Here is a 20,462-nt window from a genome sequence, read left to right as displayed (position 1 = left end):
CCCCGCCCGGCCGCCAATTGAACACTCCCCATCGTGCACATTTCGACAAGACCGGTGCCCCCCGACGACTCGTGTTTGGCGACCCGTCGCGGTATGCAGGCCCCCAGCAATTTGCGGCGGCACCTGCCCTAGACAATAAGAACAACAAGGCCATTGAGGGCATCCTTCATGCTTGAACCTGCGGAAAAACTGAGCAGCCGCTATGTACCCTTGCAACGCTTGACCCCTGCCGATACCCAGCAGATGTACGCCATCTTCTCGCAGTACTACCAGAACACCACGCAACAGACCTTCCTCAACGACCTGTCACGCAAGAGCGGCGTAATCCTCGCGCGTACCCGCAAGAGCAAACGCATCGTCGGTTTCTCGACCCTCACCGACTTCGACATCAGTGTCGACGGCAAACGCGCCAGGGGCCTGTTCAGCGGTGACACCATAGTCGAGCCGGCCTACTGGGGGGCTCGCTGCCTGCACGTAGCCTTCTACCTGCAACTGATGCGCGTACGCCTGCGTCATCCACTGACGCCGCTCTACTGGTTGTTGATTTCCAAGGGCTATAAGACTTATCTGCTGCTGACCCGCAATTTCGACGCCTACTACCCCGACCGCAACACGCCCAACAGCCCCCTGCAGCAGGTCGTTTCGGCCTACAGCAAGCAGCTCTTTCCCGAGGCCTTCGACCCGCAGCGCATGCTCCTGGACTTCGGCGAAGGCGCACAGCACCTGAAGGAAGAAGTCGCCGGCATTACCCCCGAGATGTGCGCAGAGGACGCCGATATCGCCTATTTCGAGCAGTGCAACCCATCCTGGCGGCGTGGCACCGAACTGCCCTGCGTTGGCGAAGTGTCCTACTCCACCCTGCTGCGCTATTGCTACCGCCTGAGCCTCAAGCTGTTGCGCCGCAATCTGAATTGGCGAGCGGCCGCGACTGCCGCGCAGCACCAGGCACAGGCCAACGCCACAACGGACGGCGCGACCGAGCTGAGCCGATGACCGCAGCGATCGCCAGCCGCGGCGGCCACCGCCTGCTCAAAGCATTTATGCACAGTGGGCTGCAGCGTTTCGAACGTCAGGCCCACGACCTCGAAGCCGTGCAGCGCCGCTTGCTGCGCGACTGGAGCCAACGCTTCGTACGTTCCCCGCGCGGCCGCAACAGCGGTATTCACCCCGCAGACAGCTGGGAGCAGGTGACCGCACGCCTGCCGTGCAGCCACTACGGCGACTATCAGGACGACCTCGAACGGCAACGCCAGGAGAACAGCCAACGCCTGATCGACAGCCCGGTCAGCCGCTACCAGCCGACCAGCGGCTCGACCTCGGCGATCAAGTGGATTCCCTACACCCGAACCTTTCTCGCCGAACTCGACCGGGCGATCAGCCCCTGGATCGGCGACCTCTATCGGCAGTACCCGCAGATCGCCCAAGGCAGCCACTACTGGTCGCTGTCATGGATTCCCAGCGCACTGCGCGACAGCAGCAGCGCCGACCTCAACGACGACATGCAATTGATGTCGCTGGGCAAACGCCTGATCGCCGGTCTGACCCAGACCGCTCCGCCAGGCATCGCCCTGGCCGGCAGCGCCGACGCCTCGCTATTCGCCACGCTGGCCTTCCTCGCCGCGGATGCCCGCCTGAGCGTGATGTCGATCTGGAGCCCGACCTTCGGCCTCGGCCTGCTGGAGCAACTGGCCCATTGCCGCGAAGAGCTGGCCGAAGTGCTCAGCCGTGGCCATTGGGGGCAGCGTAGCGATGCCATGGCCGCGCTACGTTGTCCGCGCTCAAGGGCCGCCGCCCAGCGCCTGCGCGCCTGGAATGGCAACGCGGACCCGGCATTCTTTGCCGAACTCTGGCCGCAACTGGCACTGGTCAGCGCCTGGGACACTGCCGCCGCCGCGCCCTGGGCACAACGCCTGCAACAGCTACTGCCGCAGGCAGGCTTTCAAGGCAAGGGCCTGTGGGCCACCGAAGGCGTGGTTACCGTGCCGTTTCGCGGGCGCTACCCACTGGCCTACCGCAGCCATGTCTACGAATTCGAAGACCTCGACAGCGGCAGGATTCTGCCGCCCTGGGCCCTGCGCCAGGGCCAGCAGGTGATGCCGCTGCTGACCACCGGCAGCGGTTTCGCCCGCTACCGGATGAACGACGTCCTCGAGGTCAGCAGCCACTGGCGCACGCTGCCCTGCTTCCGCTTTCTCGGGCGCAACGATGGCGTCGACCTGGTCGGCGAGAAGATCAGCGCAACCCTGGCGCAAGCCGTGCTCGACCGCCTCGACTATGCCGGCCGCCTGCCGATTACCCTGCTGGGCCTGGACGACAGTAGCGGCGGCCGCCCCGGCTATGTGTTGCTGCTGGAAAGCAGCGCCGAGCAGAGCTTGCCCGCCCTGCAGAGCCTGGCCCAGCAGCTGGAAAACGCTTTACTGGACAACTTCCACTATCGCCTGGCCCGTGACCTCGGTCAGCTCGCCCCCGCGCGTTGTATCGCCCAGCCGCAGATGCGCCAGCTGTACCTGGAGCAGGCACGGGGGCGCGGCATGCTGGAGGGCAATATCAAGCTCGAAGCCCTGCGCCACTGGCCCGGCGAGCTGCCCGCCAGCCTGCGCCACCTGTTGCAGGTGAGCTGATGCCGGACACTTCCGAAATTCTGGTGCGCCCGGCCTGCCCCGAGGACAATTCGGCCCTGCTCGACCTGCTGCGGCGCACGCCGCAGATGGGCAGCGTTACCCTGACCTTCGAGCGCGAGACGGATTTTTTCAGCGGCGCGCGGGTGGCCTGCGAAGTGCCGCAGGTACTGGTCGCCGAGCGGCGCGAGCACCCAGGCCGATTGCTCGGCATGGTGGATATCGGCCAACGCCAGCAGTACCTCAACGGCCAGCCCTGCACGGTCAAATACCTGCATGACCTGCGCATCGCCGCCGAAGGGCGCGGCGGCCGCGTGCTGGCCGCGCTGTTTCGCGCCATCGCCACGGCCATGCAGGCCACCGGTAGCTGGATGGAGGCGGTGATTCTCGAAGACAACCTGGTGCCCCTGGGTATCGTCGGCCGCGGCCGCAGTGGCCTGCCCAACTTCTATCCGAACGGGCGCATCACCACCAGCTTGCTGCCCGGCCGCCAGTCCCGCAGCCGGGCCGACAGCGGCCTGCAGATCCGCGCCGCGACCGCCGCGGATGCGCAGCAGTTGCAACAACTGTGGCAGCAGGCTAGCAGCCGTCAGGGCTTCCCCGTCTATCAGGTCCGCGACCTGCTGGAGGGCAGCCCGTACTATCAGGGGCTGCGGATCGAGGACTACTGGCTGGCCTGCATCGGCCAGCGTGCGGTCGGCGTGGTCGGGGTGTGGGACCAGAAGGCCTTCAAGCAGACCCGCGTGGCCCGCTACAGCCCCTGGCTGGCCGCCCTGCGCAGGCCCTACAACCTCTACAGCCAGTTGTTCGGCGGCTTGCACCTGCCCGCCGTCGGCAACACCTTCAGCTACCTGAACCTGCACGGGTTGAGCGTGCTGAACGACGACCCGCTGATTTTCCAGGCGCTGCTCGAGCATGTTCTGGTCCACCAGGTACAGCCCCAACAAAGCCTGGTGTGCGGCTTCTTCGACGACGATCCACTTGCGCAAGTCCTACGCCCTTACCGGCGTCAGACCCTGCACAGCCGTCACTTCCTGCTCAGCTACGACCATGATCCGCGCCCGGCACAGGCGCGCGGTCCTCGCCATGTCGAAATCGCCCGCCTGTGAGACTCGCCCGACCATGACCCACGCAGAACCTGCCCGCCCCCTCGCAACCACACCGGTCGACCTGGCCCCAGACTACGCCATGGATGCCAAGACCCTACGCCGCCTGTCTCTCTTCGCCGCCGTGCTGCTCTGCGTCGCCCTGGCTTTCGGGACCTACTGGATGCTCCACGCACGCTTTCTCGAAAGTACCGACAACGCCTATGTGCGCGCCGATATCGTGGAGGTCTCCAGCCAGCTCGCAGGGCGTATCACCCGTGTAGAAGCGCAGGACAATCAATGGGTCGAGGCCGGCGACATCCTGGCCAGCCTCGACGACGCCGACTTCGTCTATCAGGCGCAACGCATCCAGACCCAGATCGACGACCTGCGGGTTCAGCTGCACAATCTGACCAATCAGCACGCGCAGCAGCAGGCGCGGATCGAGGCGCAGACCGCCGAGGTCCAGGCCAGCAGTGCCGAGCTCGGCCGCCAGCAGGGCAACCTCAAACGCATCCGCACCCTGCGCCGGGGCGGCTTCGCCTCGGAGCAGCAGTTCTCCAGCCTCGGTGCCAATGTCGCGGTGGCCCGCGCCAGCGTCGACAAGGCCAAGGCCGGGCTGAAGGGCCACCGCCTGGAACTCAGCCAGCTGGATAACCGCCGCCAGCAACTGCAGAACCAGCTTGAGGGTGCCCGCAACGACCTGGCCCAGGCACGCCTGAACCTGGCCCGCACGCAAATAGTCGCGCCGATAGCCGGGCGCGTCGGCAATCGCTCGCTACGCGAAGGGCAATACGTGCGCCCGGGCGAGGCGCTGCTCGCCCTGGTGCCGCGCAGCGTCTGGGTGCAGGCCAACTTCAAGGAAACCCAGGTCGCGCGCATGCATCCGCAGCAGAAGGTCGAACTGCGCTTCGATGCTCTCCCCGAGCTGCGCCTGCAAGGCACCCTCGACAGCCTGTATCCCGCCACCGGTGCCGAATTCAGCCTGCTGCCGCCGGACAACGCCACCGGCAACTTCACCAAGGTGATCCAGCGCGTGCCGGTAAAAATCCGCCTGCCGGAGAACACCCCCGAACTGGAGCGCCTTCGTCCCGGCATGTCGGTAGTGGCGACGGTGGACAGCCGTGACTGAGCAGCCGCCAGCGCTACGTGAGCCCAGCCTGCGCGACTGGATAGCGGTCCTCAGTGCGATGCTCGGGGCCTTTATGGCGGTCATCGACATCCTGATCACCAACGCCTCGCTCAAGGAGATCCAGGCCGCCCTCGGAGCCACCCTCAGCGAAGGCTCGTGGATCTCCACCTCTTATCTGGTCGCCGAGATCATCATCATCCCGCTGACCGTCTGGCTCATCGACCTGCTTGGCGTGCGCCGGCTGACCGTCTGGCTGTCGATCGGCTTTATCGGCTCCTCGCTGCTCTGCTCGCTGGCCTGGTCGCTGCACAGCATGATCACCTTTCGCGCCCTGCAAGGGCTGTGCGGCGGGGCCTTCATTCCGCTGGCCTTCAGCATGGTGCTGACGCGTCTGCCGCCCCATCGCCGCCCCATCGGCATGGCGCTGTTCGCCGTCACCGCCACCTTCGCCCCGGCCATCGGCCCGTCCATCGGCGGTTGGCTGACGGAACACCTGGGCTGGCAATACCTGTTCTACATCAACCTGCCGCCGGGCCTGCTGATGATCTGCGGGCTGCTCTACGGCCTGGAGAAACGCGCCATCGACTGGCGGCAGATACGCCGCGCCGACTACGCCGGGATCTGCAGCATGGCCATCGGCCTGGGCTGCCTGCAGGTGTTTCTCGAGGAGGGTTACCGCAGCGACTGGTTCAGCTCGCGGTTGATCGTGGTGTTGGCCCTGATCGCCTTCGTCAGCCTTGGCTGCTTTGTCATCATCCAGCTCTCGCGCCAGCATCCGCTGCTCAACCTGCGCATTCTCAAGAACCGCAACTTCGCCCTCAGCTGCATCGCCGCCGCGGGCCTGGGCATCGGCCTGTATGGCTCGATCTACGCACTGCCGCTCTATCTGTCGCAGATCCAGCATTACAGCCCGCTGCAGATCGGCGAGCTGATCATGTGGATGGGCCTGCCGCAATTGGCGCTGATCCCCTTCGTACCGCTGCTGATGCGGGTTATCGACCCACGCCTGTTGTGCGCCATCGGTTTTATGCTGTTCGGCTATGCCAGCTTTATCAGCGGCTCGCTCAACCCCGACCTGTCGGGGCCACAGCTGCTGCATATCCAGCTGATCCGCGCTGTCGGCCAGCCGCTGATCCTGATCACCTCGTCGCTGATCGCCACCAGCTACATCGAACACAAGGATGCCGGGGCCGCCTCGGCGCTGTTCAATATCCTGCGCAATCTCAGCGGAGCGATCTTTATCGCCCTGCTGATGACCATGCTGCAGAACGACACCAGCCGTAATTACCATTACCTCAGTGAGTCGGTCAGCAACCTCAACCCCCAGGCCCTGGCCCGGCTCGAGTGGCTCACGGAGAAGCTCGGCAGCAGCCAGCGCGCCCTCGCCGTGCTCAGCCAGGAAACCCGCGAACAGGCCTCGATCCTTGCCTACAACGAGGCCTTCCATATCATGGGCTGCGCGCTGGTGATCAGCGTACTGGCGATGCTGTTCACCCGCCGCCTGCCGCCCGGCCTGAAACCTGGAGAGGTGCACTGAGGCAAAGCGTTCGTGGAGCGTATAAGCACGTCAATTGCAGCTATCCGGGTGGGGTACACCGGCTGCTGAGCTTGTGATCACAGCCATGCTTGCAGCTATACTCGACTCGATCAAAGTATCGGCATCGATAGCCGGGTTCACGGAGTGCGTGTAGTGCAGCGATTTGTCTCCTCGATCATCCTGCTGCTCGGCCTGGCAGCCGGTGTGTGCGCAGCTCCCGCCCTGCTGGAAAGTGACAGCAGCGGCAGCTCGCTGAACGACCAGATCGAACTGCTGGAAGACGTCGGCGGCCAGCTCACCATTGCCGACATGGCCGATCCGGCGGTGCAGAGCCGCTTCACACCTGCCAACGGGCGCGCCACCGTCGGCCAGAGCCGCAACCCCTGGTGGGTCAAGGTCAGCCTGCGGCGCGCGGCCGGCGCACCCAGCCAGTGGTGGCTGGAAAATGCCGGCATCACCATCTTCAGCCTGCACCTCTATCTGCCCGATGGCCAGGGCGGCTGGCACGAGCGTGCAACCGGCACCGCGGTGCCCTATGCCGAGGGGCGCGACTACCCCTACCGGCGCATGCTGTTCAAGTTGCCGGAACTGGGCGAGGAGCCCCTTACCCTGTATTTCCGCAGCCTCGACCCAGCGGGCAACTCCTTCCCCCTGAAAATCTGGCAGCTGTCCGACCTTGAACAACTGGCCAGCAACGAGAATATCGGCTTCGGCCTGATCTACGGGGTGATTCTGGCCCTGCTGCTGTACAACCTGTTTATTCTGATCGCCCTGCGCGACAAGGCCTATCTCTGGTACGTGCTGGCCACCGCTTGCGTGCTGGTGTTTATCCTCAGCATGACCGGTCACGGGTTTCAGTACCTGTGGCCCGACAGCGCCGTGCCCTTCTGGCTGGACCGCATCACCCTGCCCTCGCTCTGGGGCATTTTCGTCATGCGCTTCACCCAAGAGCTGCTCTACACCAGGCGCGGCCTGATCTGGCCGCATCGCCTGCTGAATGCCGGCTGCGTATTGTATGTCATCGCCATCCTGATCAACGCCTTCGGCTACCGCGCCGAGGGTGCCTTGCTGATCGCCCTGACCCCGTTCGCCACCGTGCCCACCGCGTTGTTCAGCGCCGGCGTGCGCTGCTATCAGGGCTTCTTCCCGGCGCGCTTCTACCTGCTCGGTTACGGCGCGGTGCTGAGTAGCACCATAGTGCTGGTGATGCGCGCGGCCGGCCTGATCGAACCGAGCAACTTCACCGCCTACCTGTTCCCACTCTCGGTGGCCGCCGAAACCATCCTGTTCTCCTTCGCCCTGGCTTACCGCATCCAGATGCTCAAACAGGAGAAGGCCCAGGCCCTGCAGCAGGTCGACCGGGAGAAAACCGCGCGCCTGGCCCAGGCCCAGGCCAATGCCGCCGAACTGCAGCACTCGGTGGAGTTACGCACCGCCGAGCTGGCCGCCACCAACGAACGCCTGCGCGAGCGCGAACGCGAGTTGCAACACGCCGCCTTCCACGATCCGCTGACCGAACTGCCCAACCGCCGCTACCTGGTCGAGCGCTGCGAAGCCGGCCTGGCCGAGGCGAAACGTCACAACCAGGCGGTCGCCCTGCTGTTGATCGACCTCGACCACTTCAAGCCAATCAACGACCAGCATGGCCACGACGCCGGCGACCAGATGCTTCAGGCCATCGCCCAGCGCCTGCGCGAGCATGTGCGTGCAGGCGATGCCGTGGCGCGCCTGGGTGGCGACGAATTTGCCGTATTGATCTGCGGTGCGGATGCCGAGGACCAAGCCCGTGATATCGCCGGCCGGCTGCTCGCCGAGCTGGCGCAACCAGTCCACTACGGGGCCGAACGCCTGACCGTGACCATCAGCATCGGGGCCGCGCTCTATCCGCAACATGCCCACACCTTCACCAGCCTGTACAAGGCCGCCGATGAGATGCTCTACAAGGTCAAGGCCCGCGGCCGCTCTGGCTCGGCGGTATGCGGCGAAGACGGCGAACTGAGCAGCAGCGCCCGCCTGCAGGTGGACGTGCTGAATGTCTCCAGCGGCCTGAGCTAGCTCAGTTGCGATAACGCCGCGGCACCCGCGCGGTGACCTTGCTGAGCAGCTCGTAACCAATGGTGCCGGCGGCCTGTGCCACTTCATCCACCGGCAACTGCGCGCCCCACAGCTCGACGGCATCGCCCACGGCGGCCTCGGGCAGATCGCTCAGGTCGACCGTCAGCATATCCATGGAAACCCGCCCGACCAGCGCCACCCGCTGGCCCTGGATGACCACCGGGGTGCCGGCCGGCGCATGGCGCGGATAGCCATCAGCATAGCCACAACTCACCGTGCCGATACGCGACGGTCGCTCGGCGCGCCAGCTGCCACCATAGCCAACCGCTTCACCCACCTCGACATCACGGCAGGCTATCAGCTGGGCTGTCAGGCTCATGGCCGGGCGCAGGCCCAGTTCGGTCGCGCCCAAGTCGGCAAAGGGCGTCGCGCCGTAGAGCATGATGCCTGGGCGCAGCCAATCCATATGCGCAGCGGGAATGGTCAGGATCGCCGCCGAGTTGGCCAGCGAGCGCTGGGCAAAATCCAGATCCAGCAGCTCGAGAAACTGCTCGAGCTGCAGTTCGGTGGTTTCGCTACCGCGCTCATCGGCGCAGGCAAAGTGGCTGAGCAGGTTGAGCTCGGCCACATGCGCTGCGCCTTGCAGACGGCCGTGCCACTCACGCACAGCGGCAGCGCTGAAGCCCAGGCGGTGCATGCCGCTGTCCAGCTTCAGCCAGACATTCAGCGGCCGCGTCAGGCCGGCGGCGAGCAGCAGTTGCGCCTGCTGCTCGCTGTGCAGCACCACATCCAGGCCCAGCTGCGCGGCAAACTGGTACTCGTCCGCCTCGAAGCAGCCCTCAAGCAGCAGAATCCGCGCCGTACCGTGCAACGCACGCACCTCGGCGGCCTCCTCCAGGCTGGCCACGGCAAACCCCTCGGCCTCATCGTGCAGGGCCGTCACCACCTCGCGCACGCCATGCCCGTAGGCATTGGCCTTGACCACCGCAAACGCCTGCCGCCCCGGCGCACAGCGTTTGGCCAGGGCGTGATTGTGGCGAATGGCGGTCAGATCGATGCTGGCAACAAGAGGGCGCATGACGGGGCTCCACGGCAGACTAAAGCCGAGCATCTTAAACCTCAGTCGCCGGGCTGCCCACCACACCCCATATATCCGCGGCAGCGCCGCTGGCGGCTTAAATTTAATCGCACCGCGGCGAAAGCTACTGACAATAAGCTGTCAGTAGCACTGCCCTAGAGTGGGCTCCACAGGCTAAAACGCGCCGTCAGATACTGCCGTTGCCTGTCGCCCATAACCTTCAAGGAGAGAGAACATGAATGCGATCAACTGGTTCGAACTATTTGTCAGCAACTTCGAGCGTGCCCGCGGCTTCTATGAACGCGCCCTGGCGACGCCGCTGGAGGTAATGCAAGGCATGGGCGGGCGCATGGCCCTGTTCCCCCATGCACTGGAAAGCGGTGTCGGTGGCTGCCTGAGCGAGTCGGCCGAGCAACAGAGCGGCATTGGCGGTACCCGCATCTACCTGAACGTCGAAGGCCAACTGGATGCCGTGGTGAACCGGGTGCCCTCCGCTGGCGGCGTGATCATCCAGAGCAAGATGTCCATCGCCCCCCATGGCTTTATCGCTGTGATAAAAGACAGCGAAGGCAATGAAGTGGGCCTGCACAGCATGTCCTGAACCCAGCATTCCGGGCGTGCGTCAGTGCGCCCGGTAATCCAGAGCGAGAACAGCTGAGACAACATGAGGCGCGCCGACCGTCTGTTTCAAATCGTGCAGTTCCTGCGCAGTCGTCGCCTGACCACCGCCCAGTGGCTGGCCGAGCGCCTGCAAGTATCGGTACGCACGATTTATCGCGATATCCAGGACCTCTCCCTGTCCGGAGTCCCCCTGGAAGGTGAAGCGGGCGTCGGCTACGTGCTGCGCCAACCGATGGATCTGCCACCCCTGATGTTCGAACGCGAGGAGATAGAAGCCTTGCTCGTGGGCGCGCGCATGGTCAAAGCCTGGGCCGACCCACAACTGCAACGGGCGGCCGAAGCGGCACTGGCGAAGATCCACAGCGTGTTGCCCAACGAGCTGCGCGACGAGCTCAATCGCAACCAGCTGTTTGCCCCCGAAACCAATCCTTACCCTGTGCATTGGCTCGGCCAGCTGCGCCAGGCCATACGCCAGCGCCACAAACTGCTGATCAGCTATCGCGATGAACGCGGCGAAACCAGCCAACGCTGCGTCTGGCCGCTCGGGCTGTTCTTCTGGGGGCAAACCTGGACCCTGTGCGGCTGGTGTGAGTTGCGCAACGACTTTCGCAACTTCCGCATCGACCGCGTGGAGCAACTTCAGGATCGCGCGGAGACCTTTGAACCGGTGGAGGGCCAACGCCTGGAGGACTACCTCAAACCCTATCTAGGCGAGCAGGCTACCGCACCGCTGTACCGGAGCTAAACGCCTGAACGGCAGGATCTAGAGCAGGCTCGATCACTCGTCGTCGAACTGATAGCTACCCGGTGCGAGGTTCTCGAAGCGCGAGAACTTACCGAGAAACGCCAGCCGCGCCGTACCCAGCGGACCGTTACGCTGCTTGCCGATGATGATCTCGGCCACGCCCTTGTACTCGGTCTCGGGGTGATACACCTCGTCGCGGTAGACGAACATGATGATGTCGGCGTCCTGCTCGATCGCACCCGATTCACGCAAGTCGGAGTTGATCGGCCGCTTGTTCGGCCGCTGTTCCAGGCCACGGTTAAGCTGCGACAGGGCAATCACCGGGCAGTTGAATTCCTTGGCCAGGGCCTTGAGCGAGCGGGAGATTTCGGAAATCTCGTTCACTCGACTGTCGCCGCTGGAACCAGGGATCTGCATCAACTGCAGGTAGTCGACCATGATCAGGCCGATCTCGCCGTGCTCACGGGCCAGGCGGCGGGTGCGCGCGCGCATCTCAGAGGGCGAGATACCGGCGGTATCGTCGATAAACAGTTTGCGGTCATTGAGCAGGTTGACCGCGCTGGTCAGGCGCGGCCAATCGTCGTCATCCAGGCGACCGGCACGTACCTTGGTCTGGTCGATGCGGCCGAGCGAGGCGAGCATACGCATCACGATGGAGTCGGACGGCATCTCCAGGGAGTACACCATCACCACCTTGTCGCTGCGCATCAGCGCGTTTTCCACCAGGTTCATGGCGAAGGTGGTCTTACCCATCGAGGGACGGCCGGCGACGATGATCAGGTCGGCCGGCTGCAGGCCGCTGGTCAGGTTGTCCAGGTCGGTAAAGCCGGTAGACAGGCCGGTGATCGCGTCGCCGGCATTGAACAGGGTGTCGATGCGGTCGATGGCCTTGACCAGAATATCGTTGATCCCCACCGGGCCGCCGGTCTTCGGCCGCGCCTCGGCGATCTGGAAGATCAACCGCTCGGCCTCGTCGAGAATCTCGGCCCCTGTGCGGCCTTGCGGCATGTACGCACTGTCGGCGATTTCGCCGCTGATGCCGATCAACTGGCGCAGCGTGGCGCGCTCGCGAATGATCTGCGCATAGGCCTTGATGTTGGCCACCGACGGAATGTTCTTCGCCAGTTCACCGAGGTAGGCCAGGCCGCCGACCTGCGACAGCTGCCCTTCCTGGTCCAGCTGCTCGGACACGGTGACCACGTCAAAGGGGTGATTACGCTCGGCCAGCTTGAAGATGGCGCGGAAGATCAGGCGGTGGTCATGCCGATAGAAGTCGCCATCGGACACCGCATCGAGCACCCGCTCCCAGGCGTTGTTGTCGAGCATCAAACCGCCCAGTACGGCTTGCTCGGCCTCGATCGAGTGCGGCGGCACCTTCAGGGCGGAGGTTTGCAGGTCGTACTGTTCGGGCAGGCTGATGTCGTTCATAAGGCTCGGGAAATAAAATCTGTGTTTGAAAAACAAAGGGCACGGCATCGCTTTCGCAATGCCGTGCCCGATGTTAGCGGGCCTGCACCTAAGTGCAAGACCGTTTAGCGGCCAGTTAGGCTGCTACTACAACAACCCGTACGGTTGCTTCAACGTCGCTGTGCAGGTGCACGGCTACGTCGTATTCGCCGATTTGACGAATGGTGCCGTTCGGCAGACGCACTTCAGCTTTGGCCACTTCAACGCCGGAGGCGGTCAGGGCTTCAGCGATGTCGTGAGTACCGATAGAGCCGAACAGTTTGCCCTCATCGCCCGCGGTAGCGGTGATGGTGACTTCCAGTTCAGCCAGCTGGGCAGCGCGGGATTCGGCGTAAGCCTTCTTCTCGGCAGCCAGCTTTTCCAGCTCAGCGCGGCGGGCTTCGAAAGCCGCAACGTTGGCCGGGGTAGCGGCAGTGGCTTTGCCTTGCGGCAGCAGGAAGTTACGACCGTAACCGGACTTAACATTCACTTTATCGCCCAGGTTGCCCAGGTTGGCGATTTTTTCCAGCAGGATCAGTTCCATTTGGTAATAACCTCTTAACTTTTAACCTTCACCGTTCGCGGGACCCGAGCCTTGCTTGCGCTCGAAGCGACCACGAAAATCAAACAGACTGTCGACAATGGCCAAAACCACCAGTAACGGATAAGTCAGCTGCATAAACAGCAGCAGCGTGATGTACAACCCAACCAGCCAGAACTTGCCTAGCCGACCTTGCGCCACCAGCCCATGCAACAGGGCGATGCCAGCAAACACCAGCGGTACGCTGCTCAGCGGGGTCAGCATGGCCATTTGCGGCCCCAGATTGGGCCCCAACAGCATGCACCCCAGCAGCACCATCGCCAGCGGTATCGGCAGTCGCAACGCGCGAAACTCGCGCCCGAAACCACCCGGGTTATACAACTGCGCCTGCCAGAAACGCCCAAGCATCAGGCTCAGCAGGCTGACTATCTGCAGCAACGCCGCTATCAAACCGGTCAGCACCGGTGCAATCAGGCTATCCAGGCGCGCTCGCTCGTCCACCGACATCTGCTGGTGAACCCCATCGAGCATTTGCGGCATCAGCTTCTGCAGCTCAAGCGCCATTGCTTCGATGGGTTCGCGGAACACCGCACCCAAGACCAACCCGTACACCAGGCCCAAGGCCACACTGCATAGCAGCACGCGATTCCAGGACGGGTTGGCGCGCAACACCAACGCCAACCCCAGCGCACCGAGCAACACCAACAGGGTGCGCGGCTCACCAAAGTACCACCAGCCTATGGCCGGCAGCAGGGCCCAGACGAGGATGCCCAGGGCATCACTCAAACCGCGCCGCAGGAGCACCAGGCATCCGGCGGCAGCACTTAACCAGAACAGCAGCGGCAATGCCGCAGAAACGACCACCACCAGGGTGGCCTGCATACGGCCGCGCATAATGAATTCAGCTAAGGCGCGCATGCAATTTATCCCTTACTTCTTGTCGAACATCTGGTCTCAGCGGCCGTGGCTGTCGGTGTAAGGCAGCAGGGCCAGGAAGCGGGCGCGCTTGATAGCGGTAGCCAGCTGACGCTGATAACGAGCCTTAGTACCGGTGATACGGCTAGGAACGATCTTGCCGGTTTCCGAGATGTAAGCCTTCAGCGTGTTGAGATCCTTGAAATCGATCTCTTTCACTTCTTCTGCGGTGAAACGGCAGAATTTACGACGACGGAAGAAACGTGCCATGAGATTGGCTCCTCAATAGATCCGTGGATTACTCGTCAGCGTTATCGCTGTCGCTGTTGTCGCTGTCATCGCCATCGGCGGAGTCGGCGCTTTCAGGACGATCACGACGCTCGCGGCGCTCGCTACGATTTTCCTCAGCCTTAAGCATCTCGGACTGATCGGTAACAGCTTCGTCGCGACGGATGACCAGGTTACGGATCACGGCATCGTTGTAACGGAAGTTGTCTTCCAGCTCGGCCAGGGCCTTGCCGGTGCACTCAACGTTCAGCATCACGTAGTGAGCCTTGTGAACATTGTTGATTGCATAGGCCAGCTGACGACGGCCCCAATCTTCCAGGCGGTGAATCTTGCCGCCGTCTTCTTCGATCAGCTTGGTGTAACGCTCAACCATGCCGCCGACTTGCTCGCTCTGGTCCGGGTGAACCAGAAAGATGATTTCGTAATGACGCATAAATGCTCCTTACGGGTTGTAGCCTGCCGCCAAATGCGGTCAGGCAAGGAGTGAATGACACTGTTTGTCTTGCTCGATCAGAAGGGCGCAATTGCGCCTGCCGGAGCGGCAAGGGGCGACATTCTAGTGAAGCCCCCGGACACAAGCAAGGTGAACTGGTGATTATTTGAGCAACCCGCAACGAATGCGCGGAAAGAGAGGACGCTGCTCAGGGAGCAACAGCAGCAGGCACCCACCGGGTGCCCGCTACAGAGTTACTTCTTGCCGCCAACCTTGCGCTGACGCAATGCCTCGAACAGACAGACCCCGGTGGCCACCGAGACGTTCAGGCTGCTGACGCTGCCGGCCATCGGCAGCTTGACCAGGTAATCGCAGTGCTCGCGGGTCAGACGGCGCATGCCCTTGCCTTCGGCCCCCATGATCAGCACGGTGGGCCCGGTCAGGTCATGATCGTACAGCTCCATTTCCGCCTCGCCGGCGGTGCCGACCACCCACAGGCCGCGTTGCTGGAGTTTCTCCAGACTGCGCGCCAGGTTGGTCACAGCCACCAGCGGGATCACCTCGGCGGCCCCGCAGGCCACTTTACGCACCGTGGCGTTGAGGGTGGCTGACTTGTCCTTCGGCACGATCACCGCCAGCGCGCCGGCGGCATCGGCGGTACGCAAACAGGCACCGAGGTTGTGCGGATCGGTGACGCCATCGAGCACCAGCAACAGCGGCGGGCCCTCGGCACGGTCGAGCAGCTCTTCGAGCATGGCCTCACCCCACACCTGGCTGGGGCTGACATCAGCCACCACGCCCTGGTGCACACCCTCGACCCAGGCATCCATCTCGCGTCGCTCACACTGGCCGACGCTTACCCGGGCTTCTGCCGCCAGACCCAACAAGACCTGTACCCGCGGATCGTTACGCCCCTCAGCCAGCCAGACCTGCTTGACCCGCTTCGGGTGATGACGCAACAGGGCTTCCACGGCATGCACGCCGTAGATTTTCTCCAGCTGACTCATGATTTCGCCTTAGGTTTGCGCGCTGCACCCGCGCCACCCTTGCGATGACTGCCGGCCTTGGCAGCGGGCTTGGCCACCTCGGCCTTGCCGGTGCGCGCCTTGCTGCCCTTACCCTTGGATTCGGACAGCAGGGCCTTTTTCACTTCACGGCTCTTGGCCACATCGGTATTGCCGGCAGCACGCTCACTGCGCCGTCCGCCCTTACCGGCCGACTCGAAGCCGCCACGCCGCGGACCATCCGGCGCGAGCGCCTTGCCTTCGGCCAGCTCGAAGTCGATCTTGCGCTCATCCAGATCGACGCGCATGACCTTGACCTCGACGCTGTCGCCCAGACGGAAGCTGCGACCGCTACGCTCGCCGGCCAGACGATGGTGCACCGGGTCGAAATGGTAGTAGTCACCCGGCAGCGCGGTGACATGCACCAGGCCTTCGACGTAGATGTCCTTCAACTCGACGAACAGACCAAAACCGGTCACCGCGGTAATCACCCCGGGGAAGGTTTCGCCGACGCGGTCCTTCATAAACTCGCACTTGAGCCAGTTCACCACATCGCGGGTGGCCTCGTCGGCGCGCCGCTCGGACATCGAGCACTGCTCGCCGAGCTGCTCCAGGGTCGGTTCGTCGTAGGGGTAGATGCGTGCCCTGGGCATGCTCTGCGCACCGGCGCGCTTGACGTGCGGGGTGTCCTGCTTGGAGCGGATCACACTGCGGATCGCCCGATGAATCAACAGATCCGGATAGCGACGAATCGGCGAGGTGAAGTGAGCATAGGCCTCGTAATTCAGGCCGAAGTGGCCCTGATTGTCGGCGCTGTACACCGCCTGACTCAGCGAGCGCAGCATCACGGTCTGGATCAGGTGGTAGTCGGGACGCTCGCGAATGCTTTCCAGCAGCAGCTGATAGTCCTTAGGGCTAGGGCCGTCCTTGGACTTGCCGCGATGCAGGGACAGACCCAGCTCGGTGAGGAAGGCCTTGAGCTTCTCCACTCGCTCCGGCGGCGGGCCGTCATGCACGCGATACAGCGCCGGGATCTCATGCTTCTGCATAAAGGCCGCGGTGGCCACGTTGGCCGCCAGCATGCACTCTTCGATCAGCTTGTGCGCATCGTTGCGCTGGGTCGGGCGGATCTCCGCGATCTTGCGCCCGGCACCGAAGATGATGCGGGTTTCCTGGGTTTCGAAGTCGATGGCACCGCGCTCGTGACGCGCCGCCAGCAGCACCTGATACAGCGAGTAGAGCTGTTTGAGGTGCGGCAGCACCTGCTTGTACTCACTGCGCAGGGCCTTGCCCTCGCCACCCTTGGGGTCTTCGAGCATGGCGCTGACCTTGTTGTAGGTCAGGCGCGCATGGGAGTGGATCACGGCTTCATAGAACTGGTAGTCGGTCATCTTGCCGGTCTTGGAGATGCTGATCTCGCAGACCATGGCCAGACGATCGACCTGAGGATTGAGCGAACACAGGCCGTTGGACAGCTCCTCCGGCAGCATCGGGATTACCCGCTCGGGGAAATACACCGAGTTGCCGCGCACCTGGGCCTCGGCATCCAGCGCCGAATCGACCTTGACGTAGTGGGAGACGTCGGCGATGGCCACATAGAGCTTCCAGCCGCCGGAGAACAGCCGCCAGTTGCTGCCATTCTTCTCGCAGTACACCGCATCGTCGAAGTCACGGGCGTCTTCGCCATCGATGGTGACGAACGGCAGATGGCGCAGATCGACGCGCTTCTCCTTGTCCTTCTCCTCGACTTCCGGCTTGAGCTTGCGCGCCTCCTTGATCACCGCCTCGGGCCAGACATGGGGAATGTCATAGCTGCGCAGGGCGACATCGATCTCCATGCCCGGTGCCATATAGTTGCCGACCACTTCGACCACATCGCCCTGGGGCTGGAAGCGCGGCGTCGGCCAATGGGTGATTTTCACCTCAACGAACTGACCCTGCTTGGCCCCGGCATTACGCCCTGGGGTGACCAGCACTTCCTGCTGGATCTTCGGGTTGTCGGCAACCACGAAGCCGATGCCGCTTTCTTCGTAGTAGCGGCCGACGATGGACTCATGGGCGCGGGAGATCACCTCGACCACACCACCCTCGCGCCGACCGCGACGGTCGAGCCCGGTGACACGGGCCAGGGCGCGGTCGCCATCGAACACCAGACGCATTTGCGCCGGGCTGAGGAACAGGTCGTCGCTGCCGTCATCGGGGATCAGGAAGCCGAAGCCATCGCGATGGCCGCTGACCCGCCCGAGGATCAGATCGAGCTTGTCCACCGGGGCATAGGTGCCGCGCCGGGTATAGATCAGCTGACCGTCGCGCTCCATGGCCCGCAGGCGGCGGCGCAAGGCTTCCAGCTGCTCATCCGTGCTGAGGCCGAACTCCTGGGCCAGCTCTTCGCGGGCGGCAGGGGAGCCGCGCTCGTCCAGATGCTGCAGGATCAGCTCACGGCTTGGGATAGGGTTTTCGTATTTTTCCGCTTCACGTGCGGCCTCGGGATCGAGGGATTGCCAATCGGCCATTGAGTTGGGGCTACCTTTGCTTATGTATATATAGGTGAGTCATATGCCTATTGAAGCGCGAAAAAGGCTTCTCGGTCAGCTTTTCCAGCGACAATATTTTTTTCAGCAGCAGGGCTTTACAAGGCAAAAGGTCGCCCGTATAGTTCGCGCCCACAGCGTCGAACAGACGTTGTAACACGGAACTGATGAGTAATCATCGTTTCAGTGCCCAGGTGGCGGAATTGGTAGACGCGCTGGTTTCAGGTATCAGTGATCGCAAGATCGTGGAAGTTCGAGTCTTCTCCTGGGCACCATATTCAAGAATCGAGTCAATGACTGGGTTCCTGCGATAAACGGACGCAACGCTCCGTGTCGGCAACGACGAAGCCTGCTGCAATGCCCAGGTGGTGAAATTGGTAGACACGCCAGCTTCAGGTGCTGGTGACCTTACGGTCGTGGAAGTTCGAGTCTTCTCCTGGGCACCAATTCAAAAAACCGAGCCAAGCGCTCGGTTTTTTATTGCCTGCGATTAGCATGTAAGTCGCGCAGCAACGCCCTCTGATGCCCTTCTCCCTGCGGGAGAAGGTGGCGCAAAGCGCCGGATGAGGGCCCCGCCGGGACCACGCCCGGCAGTTACTGGACCACAGCGCTAAACGCGGAACTGCCCCAGACTGGCCTTCAACTGCCGGGCCAGACCATCCAGCACCCGCCCACTGTCCGCCGTGGCCGCCACCGCCTCGGCCGCGCGCTGGGCTTCGGCATGAATCACCTCGACCCGCCCGCGCACCGCATCGGCACCCTCAGCCTGATGGGCCGCCGCCGCAGTCGCCGCATTGATCGCGCCATGCACCTCTTCCACCGCTGCCTGCACCGAGTGCTGCACCTTGGCGCTTTCGCGCAATGCCGCCAAGCCAAGATCCGCCTGCTGCCCGGCCTGGGCAATGGCCCCGACCGCCTCATGCGCCCCCTTCTGCAAGGCTCCGATATGCGCCTGAATATCGCCGGTGGACTGCTGGGTCTTGCTCGCCAGGGCCCGTACCTCGTCAGCCACCACGGCAAAGCCGCGACCGCTCTCGCCGGCACGCGCCGCCTCGATGGCCGCATTCAAGGCCAGCAGATTGGTCTGCTCGGCAATGCCATGGATCACCGTCAGCACCACTTCGATCTGCTCACTCTGCTTGGCCAACCGCTCGATCACCGCCGCGCCGGTGCCGACCCGCAGCACCAGCTCTTCGATCGCGCCACCGACCCGCGTCGCGATGGCCGCATTATCCTGAGTCGCCTGACGAATCGCCGCAACCCGGCGCAAGGCCTCCTGCATGGCCTGGCTTTCCGCCTGTGCCTCGCCCGCCATCTGTGCCAGAGCCTGCAGGCTGCCCGCCACCTCATCGCGCTGACGCCCGGCTGCCGACTCGGCCGCCGCGCTGCGCGAGGCCAGGCTGGCGATCTCCTGACCAGTGCGCACCGCCACCTCACCGGCCTCACGCACAATGGGCTGCAGCTTGGCCAGGAACTGATTGACCGCCGCCGCCATGTCGCCGACCTCATCGCCGCTCACCAGTTCGACTCGCCGGGTCAGATCGCCCTCACCCGCCGCCAGGTCATGCAGCGCCGCCACCAGCAACTGCAGGCGACTGAGCACCCGCCAACCGAGCACCAGCGCCACCGCCAGCAAGGTCAGCACGCCCACCACCAGCAGGCCGACGGCGATGCGCCAGCGCAGATTGTCCGCCGCCACCTGCACCGAGCCCAGACTGCTCTGCGCCATGCCCTCGGCGGCCTGCTGCGCCTCCAGCAGCCGCCGCTGCAGCGCCTGGGCACTGTCGCGCGACGCACCGGCCAGACTGCTGTCGACCAACTCGCCGGCATCGCCGACCAGACCAGCAAAACGCTGATCCAGCGCCTCCAGCTCCTGCTCGATGGCCGCCCTGGACAAGCCCAGCTGGACCTTGCCGATCTGCGCCCCCATGGGATTGATGTCCTGCTCGAGCATATACACCTGCGGATCGCGCGACGCCGCATCGACCAGCTTGTCCAATGGCGTGCCGCCCTGCCCCGCCGCAACCAGAGCCCTGATCCGCGCATCGCTGCGATTGAAGTGCCGGGTCAGACGCTGCCCCGTCGCATCGTAGTAAATCGCAAAAAGCACCGCCGGGTCGCGCTGGGCAATCCGCGCAAAGGCGGTCAGGGCCGGCACATCGTCGTCCCAGATGGCCTTGGGCGCGACACCCGCCAGCAGCTGCGCCATGGCCGTGCCGGACTGCTTGAGATTAGCCTCCAGCACGCCGCGCAACTGCTCGCGCTCGGCCTGCAAACGCCCGGACAGGGCAGCCCCGAGACTCTCACGAGTCTTCGTCGACAGCGCTTCCAACCCCTGCCCCACTTCGCGCTCAGCCGCGGCAAGCTCAGCCCCCAGACGTTGGCTGTCGTCCTGCATGCGCGCCGCCAGATCGCTCACCAGGTCGTCCACCG

The 20,462-nt window shown here is 63.9% G+C and carries 17 protein-coding genes, 2 tRNA genes and 1 pseudogene; 10 read left to right on the top strand and 10 right to left on the bottom strand.

Going from position 1 to position 20,462, the window contains the following annotated elements; translation table 11 throughout:
- Positions 1–168 precede the first annotated feature (168 nt).
- The 6 genes from WMW70_RS02355 to WMW70_RS02330 all read left to right on the top strand — a co-directional run bounded on the left by WMW70_RS02355 (position 169) and on the right by WMW70_RS02330 (position 8,427).
- Positions 169–993, top strand: a complete 825-nt coding sequence (locus tag WMW70_RS02355; protein ID WP_341435907.1) for a hypothetical protein — start codon at positions 169–171, stop codon at positions 991–993.
- Entirely contained in the window at positions 990–2,621 is a 1,632-nt protein-coding gene (locus WMW70_RS02350; RefSeq protein WP_341435906.1) for a GH3 family domain-containing protein, read from the top strand. Before WMW70_RS02355 ends, WMW70_RS02350 begins: the two co-directional genes overlap by 4 nt.
- Complete coding sequence (locus WMW70_RS02345; RefSeq protein ID WP_341435905.1) at positions 2,621–3,727, top strand: hypothetical protein; 1,107 nt, start codon at positions 2,621–2,623, stop codon at positions 3,725–3,727. The genes WMW70_RS02350 and WMW70_RS02345 overlap by 1 nt, the downstream gene beginning before the upstream one ends.
- On the top strand, positions 3,705–4,835 hold the full coding sequence (locus tag WMW70_RS02340; RefSeq protein WP_341435904.1) for an HlyD family secretion protein: 1,131 nt from the start codon (positions 3,705–3,707) through the stop codon (positions 4,833–4,835). The genes WMW70_RS02345 and WMW70_RS02340 overlap by 23 nt, the downstream gene beginning before the upstream one ends.
- A complete protein-coding gene (locus WMW70_RS02335) occupies positions 4,828–6,372 on the top strand; it encodes a DHA2 family efflux MFS transporter permease subunit (RefSeq protein ID WP_341435903.1) in 1,545 nt (514 codons plus the stop codon). The genes WMW70_RS02340 and WMW70_RS02335 overlap by 8 nt, the downstream gene beginning before the upstream one ends.
- A gap of 153 nt (positions 6,373–6,525) precedes the next feature.
- Complete coding sequence (locus tag WMW70_RS02330; protein WP_445942089.1) at positions 6,526–8,427, top strand: diguanylate cyclase domain-containing protein; 1,902 nt, start codon at positions 6,526–6,528, stop codon at positions 8,425–8,427.
- Between the two features lies 1 nt (position 8,428).
- On the opposite strand, the gene alr is transcribed toward WMW70_RS02330, so the two are convergent.
- The gene (gene alr, locus WMW70_RS02325) at positions 8,429–9,505 is read right to left on the bottom strand and encodes an alanine racemase (RefSeq protein ID WP_341435901.1); all 1,077 of its coding nucleotides are present in this window, start codon (positions 9,503–9,505) and stop codon (positions 8,429–8,431) included.
- A 235-nt stretch (positions 9,506–9,740) separates the two neighbouring features.
- Between alr and WMW70_RS02320 the strand changes: the two genes are divergently transcribed.
- A complete protein-coding gene (locus tag WMW70_RS02320) occupies positions 9,741–10,106 on the top strand; it encodes a VOC family protein (RefSeq protein WP_341435900.1) in 366 nt (121 codons plus the stop codon).
- Between the two features lie 63 nt (positions 10,107–10,169).
- Positions 10,170–10,871 carry a helix-turn-helix transcriptional regulator gene (locus WMW70_RS02315; protein WP_341435899.1) on the top strand — a complete coding sequence of 234 codons (702 nt, stop codon included), beginning with the start codon at positions 10,170–10,172 and terminating at the stop codon, positions 10,869–10,871.
- 33 nt (positions 10,872–10,904) lie between these two features.
- Here WMW70_RS02315 and dnaB read toward each other — a convergent pair whose 3' ends face one another.
- From dnaB to rnr, 7 genes are all read right to left on the bottom strand, one after another.
- Positions 10,905–12,299, bottom strand: a complete 1,395-nt coding sequence (gene dnaB / locus WMW70_RS02310; RefSeq protein WP_341435898.1) for a replicative DNA helicase — start codon at positions 12,297–12,299, stop codon at positions 10,905–10,907.
- A gap of 115 nt (positions 12,300–12,414) precedes the next feature.
- A complete protein-coding gene (gene rplI, locus WMW70_RS02305) occupies positions 12,415–12,861 on the bottom strand; it encodes a 50S ribosomal protein L9 (RefSeq protein WP_325505910.1) in 447 nt (148 codons plus the stop codon).
- Between the two features lie 21 nt (positions 12,862–12,882).
- The gene (locus WMW70_RS02300) at positions 12,883–13,776 is read right to left on the bottom strand and encodes a hypothetical protein (RefSeq protein WP_341435897.1); all 894 of its coding nucleotides are present in this window, start codon (positions 13,774–13,776) and stop codon (positions 12,883–12,885) included.
- A 36-nt stretch (positions 13,777–13,812) separates the two neighbouring features.
- Positions 13,813–14,043 (bottom strand): 30S ribosomal protein S18, encoded by a 231-nt coding sequence (rpsR, locus tag WMW70_RS02295; protein ID WP_069519637.1) that lies wholly within the window; start codon positions 14,041–14,043, stop codon positions 13,813–13,815.
- A 28-nt stretch (positions 14,044–14,071) separates the two neighbouring features.
- Positions 14,072–14,494, bottom strand: coding sequence for a 30S ribosomal protein S6 (gene rpsF, locus WMW70_RS02290; protein ID WP_069519638.1), 423 nt, complete (start codon positions 14,492–14,494; stop codon positions 14,072–14,074).
- Between the two features lie 254 nt (positions 14,495–14,748).
- Positions 14,749–15,501 carry a 23S rRNA (guanosine(2251)-2'-O)-methyltransferase RlmB gene (gene rlmB, locus WMW70_RS02285; RefSeq protein WP_341435896.1) on the bottom strand — a complete coding sequence of 251 codons (753 nt, stop codon included), beginning with the start codon at positions 15,499–15,501 and terminating at the stop codon, positions 14,749–14,751.
- Positions 15,498–18,011 (bottom strand): ribonuclease R, encoded by a 2,514-nt coding sequence (gene rnr / locus WMW70_RS02280; RefSeq protein WP_341435895.1) that lies wholly within the window; start codon positions 18,009–18,011, stop codon positions 15,498–15,500. The genes rlmB and rnr overlap by 4 nt, the downstream gene beginning before the upstream one ends.
- Positions 18,012–18,217: 206 nt before the next feature.
- On the opposite strand from rnr, the gene WMW70_RS02275 reads away from it, so the two are divergent.
- Both WMW70_RS02275 and WMW70_RS02270 read left to right on the top strand, forming a co-directional pair.
- Positions 18,218–18,304, top strand: a tRNA-Leu gene (locus WMW70_RS02275).
- An 84-nt stretch (positions 18,305–18,388) separates the two neighbouring features.
- Positions 18,389–18,475: transfer RNA gene (locus WMW70_RS02270), tRNA-Leu, on the top strand.
- 164 nt (positions 18,476–18,639) lie between these two features.
- Here WMW70_RS02270 and WMW70_RS22010 read toward each other — a convergent pair.
- Positions 18,640–19,524 carry a methyl-accepting chemotaxis protein gene (locus tag WMW70_RS22010; protein ID WP_445942103.1) on the bottom strand — a complete coding sequence of 295 codons (885 nt, stop codon included), beginning with the start codon at positions 19,522–19,524 and terminating at the stop codon, positions 18,640–18,642.
- Positions 19,498–19,758: pseudogene (locus WMW70_RS22005) on the bottom strand (HAMP domain-containing protein); the annotation flags it as partial. The pseudogene WMW70_RS22005 and the gene WMW70_RS22010, both read right to left, overlap by 27 nt.
- Positions 19,759–20,462: the final 704 nt, after the last annotated feature.

The organism is Pseudomonas sp. XK-1 (genome assembly GCF_038069885.1).
GTDB lineage: Bacteria > Pseudomonadota > Gammaproteobacteria > Pseudomonadales > Pseudomonadaceae > Aquipseudomonas.
Note: the sequence above shows the minus strand (reverse complement) of the source record. Positions and strands in the feature narration are given on the sequence as shown.

Bases quoted from the DNA above. Each gene is read 5' to 3' on its own strand.
- WMW70_RS02355 (WP_341435907.1), top strand. From the start codon at position 169: ATGCTTGAACCTGCGGAAAAACTGAGCAGCCGCTATGTACCCTTGCAA.
- WMW70_RS02350 (WP_341435906.1), top strand. From the start codon at position 990: ATGACCGCAGCGATCGCCAGCCGCGGCGGCCACCGCCTGCTCAAAGCA.
- WMW70_RS02345 (WP_341435905.1), top strand. From the start codon at position 2,621: ATGCCGGACACTTCCGAAATTCTGGTGCGCCCGGCCTGCCCCGAGGAC.
- WMW70_RS02340 (WP_341435904.1), top strand. From the start codon at position 3,705: ATGTCGAAATCGCCCGCCTGTGAGACTCGCCCGACCATGACCCACGCA.
- alr (WP_341435901.1), bottom strand. From the start codon at position 9,505: ATGCGCCCTCTTGTTGCCAGCATCGATCTGACCGCCATTCGCCACAAT.
- WMW70_RS02320 (WP_341435900.1), top strand. From the start codon at position 9,741: ATGAATGCGATCAACTGGTTCGAACTATTTGTCAGCAACTTCGAGCGT.
- WMW70_RS02315 (WP_341435899.1), top strand. From the start codon at position 10,170: ATGAGGCGCGCCGACCGTCTGTTTCAAATCGTGCAGTTCCTGCGCAGT.
- dnaB (WP_341435898.1), bottom strand. From the start codon at position 12,299: ATGAACGACATCAGCCTGCCCGAACAGTACGACCTGCAAACCTCCGCC.
- rplI (WP_325505910.1), bottom strand. From the start codon at position 12,861: ATGGAACTGATCCTGCTGGAAAAAATCGCCAACCTGGGCAACCTGGGC.
- WMW70_RS02300 (WP_341435897.1), bottom strand. From the start codon at position 13,776: ATGCGCGCCTTAGCTGAATTCATTATGCGCGGCCGTATGCAGGCCACC.
- rpsR (WP_069519637.1), bottom strand. From the start codon at position 14,043: ATGGCACGTTTCTTCCGTCGTCGTAAATTCTGCCGTTTCACCGCAGAA.
- rpsF (WP_069519638.1), bottom strand. From the start codon at position 14,494: ATGCGTCATTACGAAATCATCTTTCTGGTTCACCCGGACCAGAGCGAG.
- rlmB (WP_341435896.1), bottom strand. From the start codon at position 15,501: ATGAGTCAGCTGGAGAAAATCTACGGCGTGCATGCCGTGGAAGCCCTG.
- rnr (WP_341435895.1), bottom strand. From the start codon at position 18,011: ATGGCCGATTGGCAATCCCTCGATCCCGAGGCCGCACGTGAAGCGGAA.
- WMW70_RS22010 (WP_445942103.1), bottom strand. From the start codon at position 19,524: ATGGCGGCGGCGGTCAATCAGTTCCTGGCCAAGCTGCAGCCCATTGTG.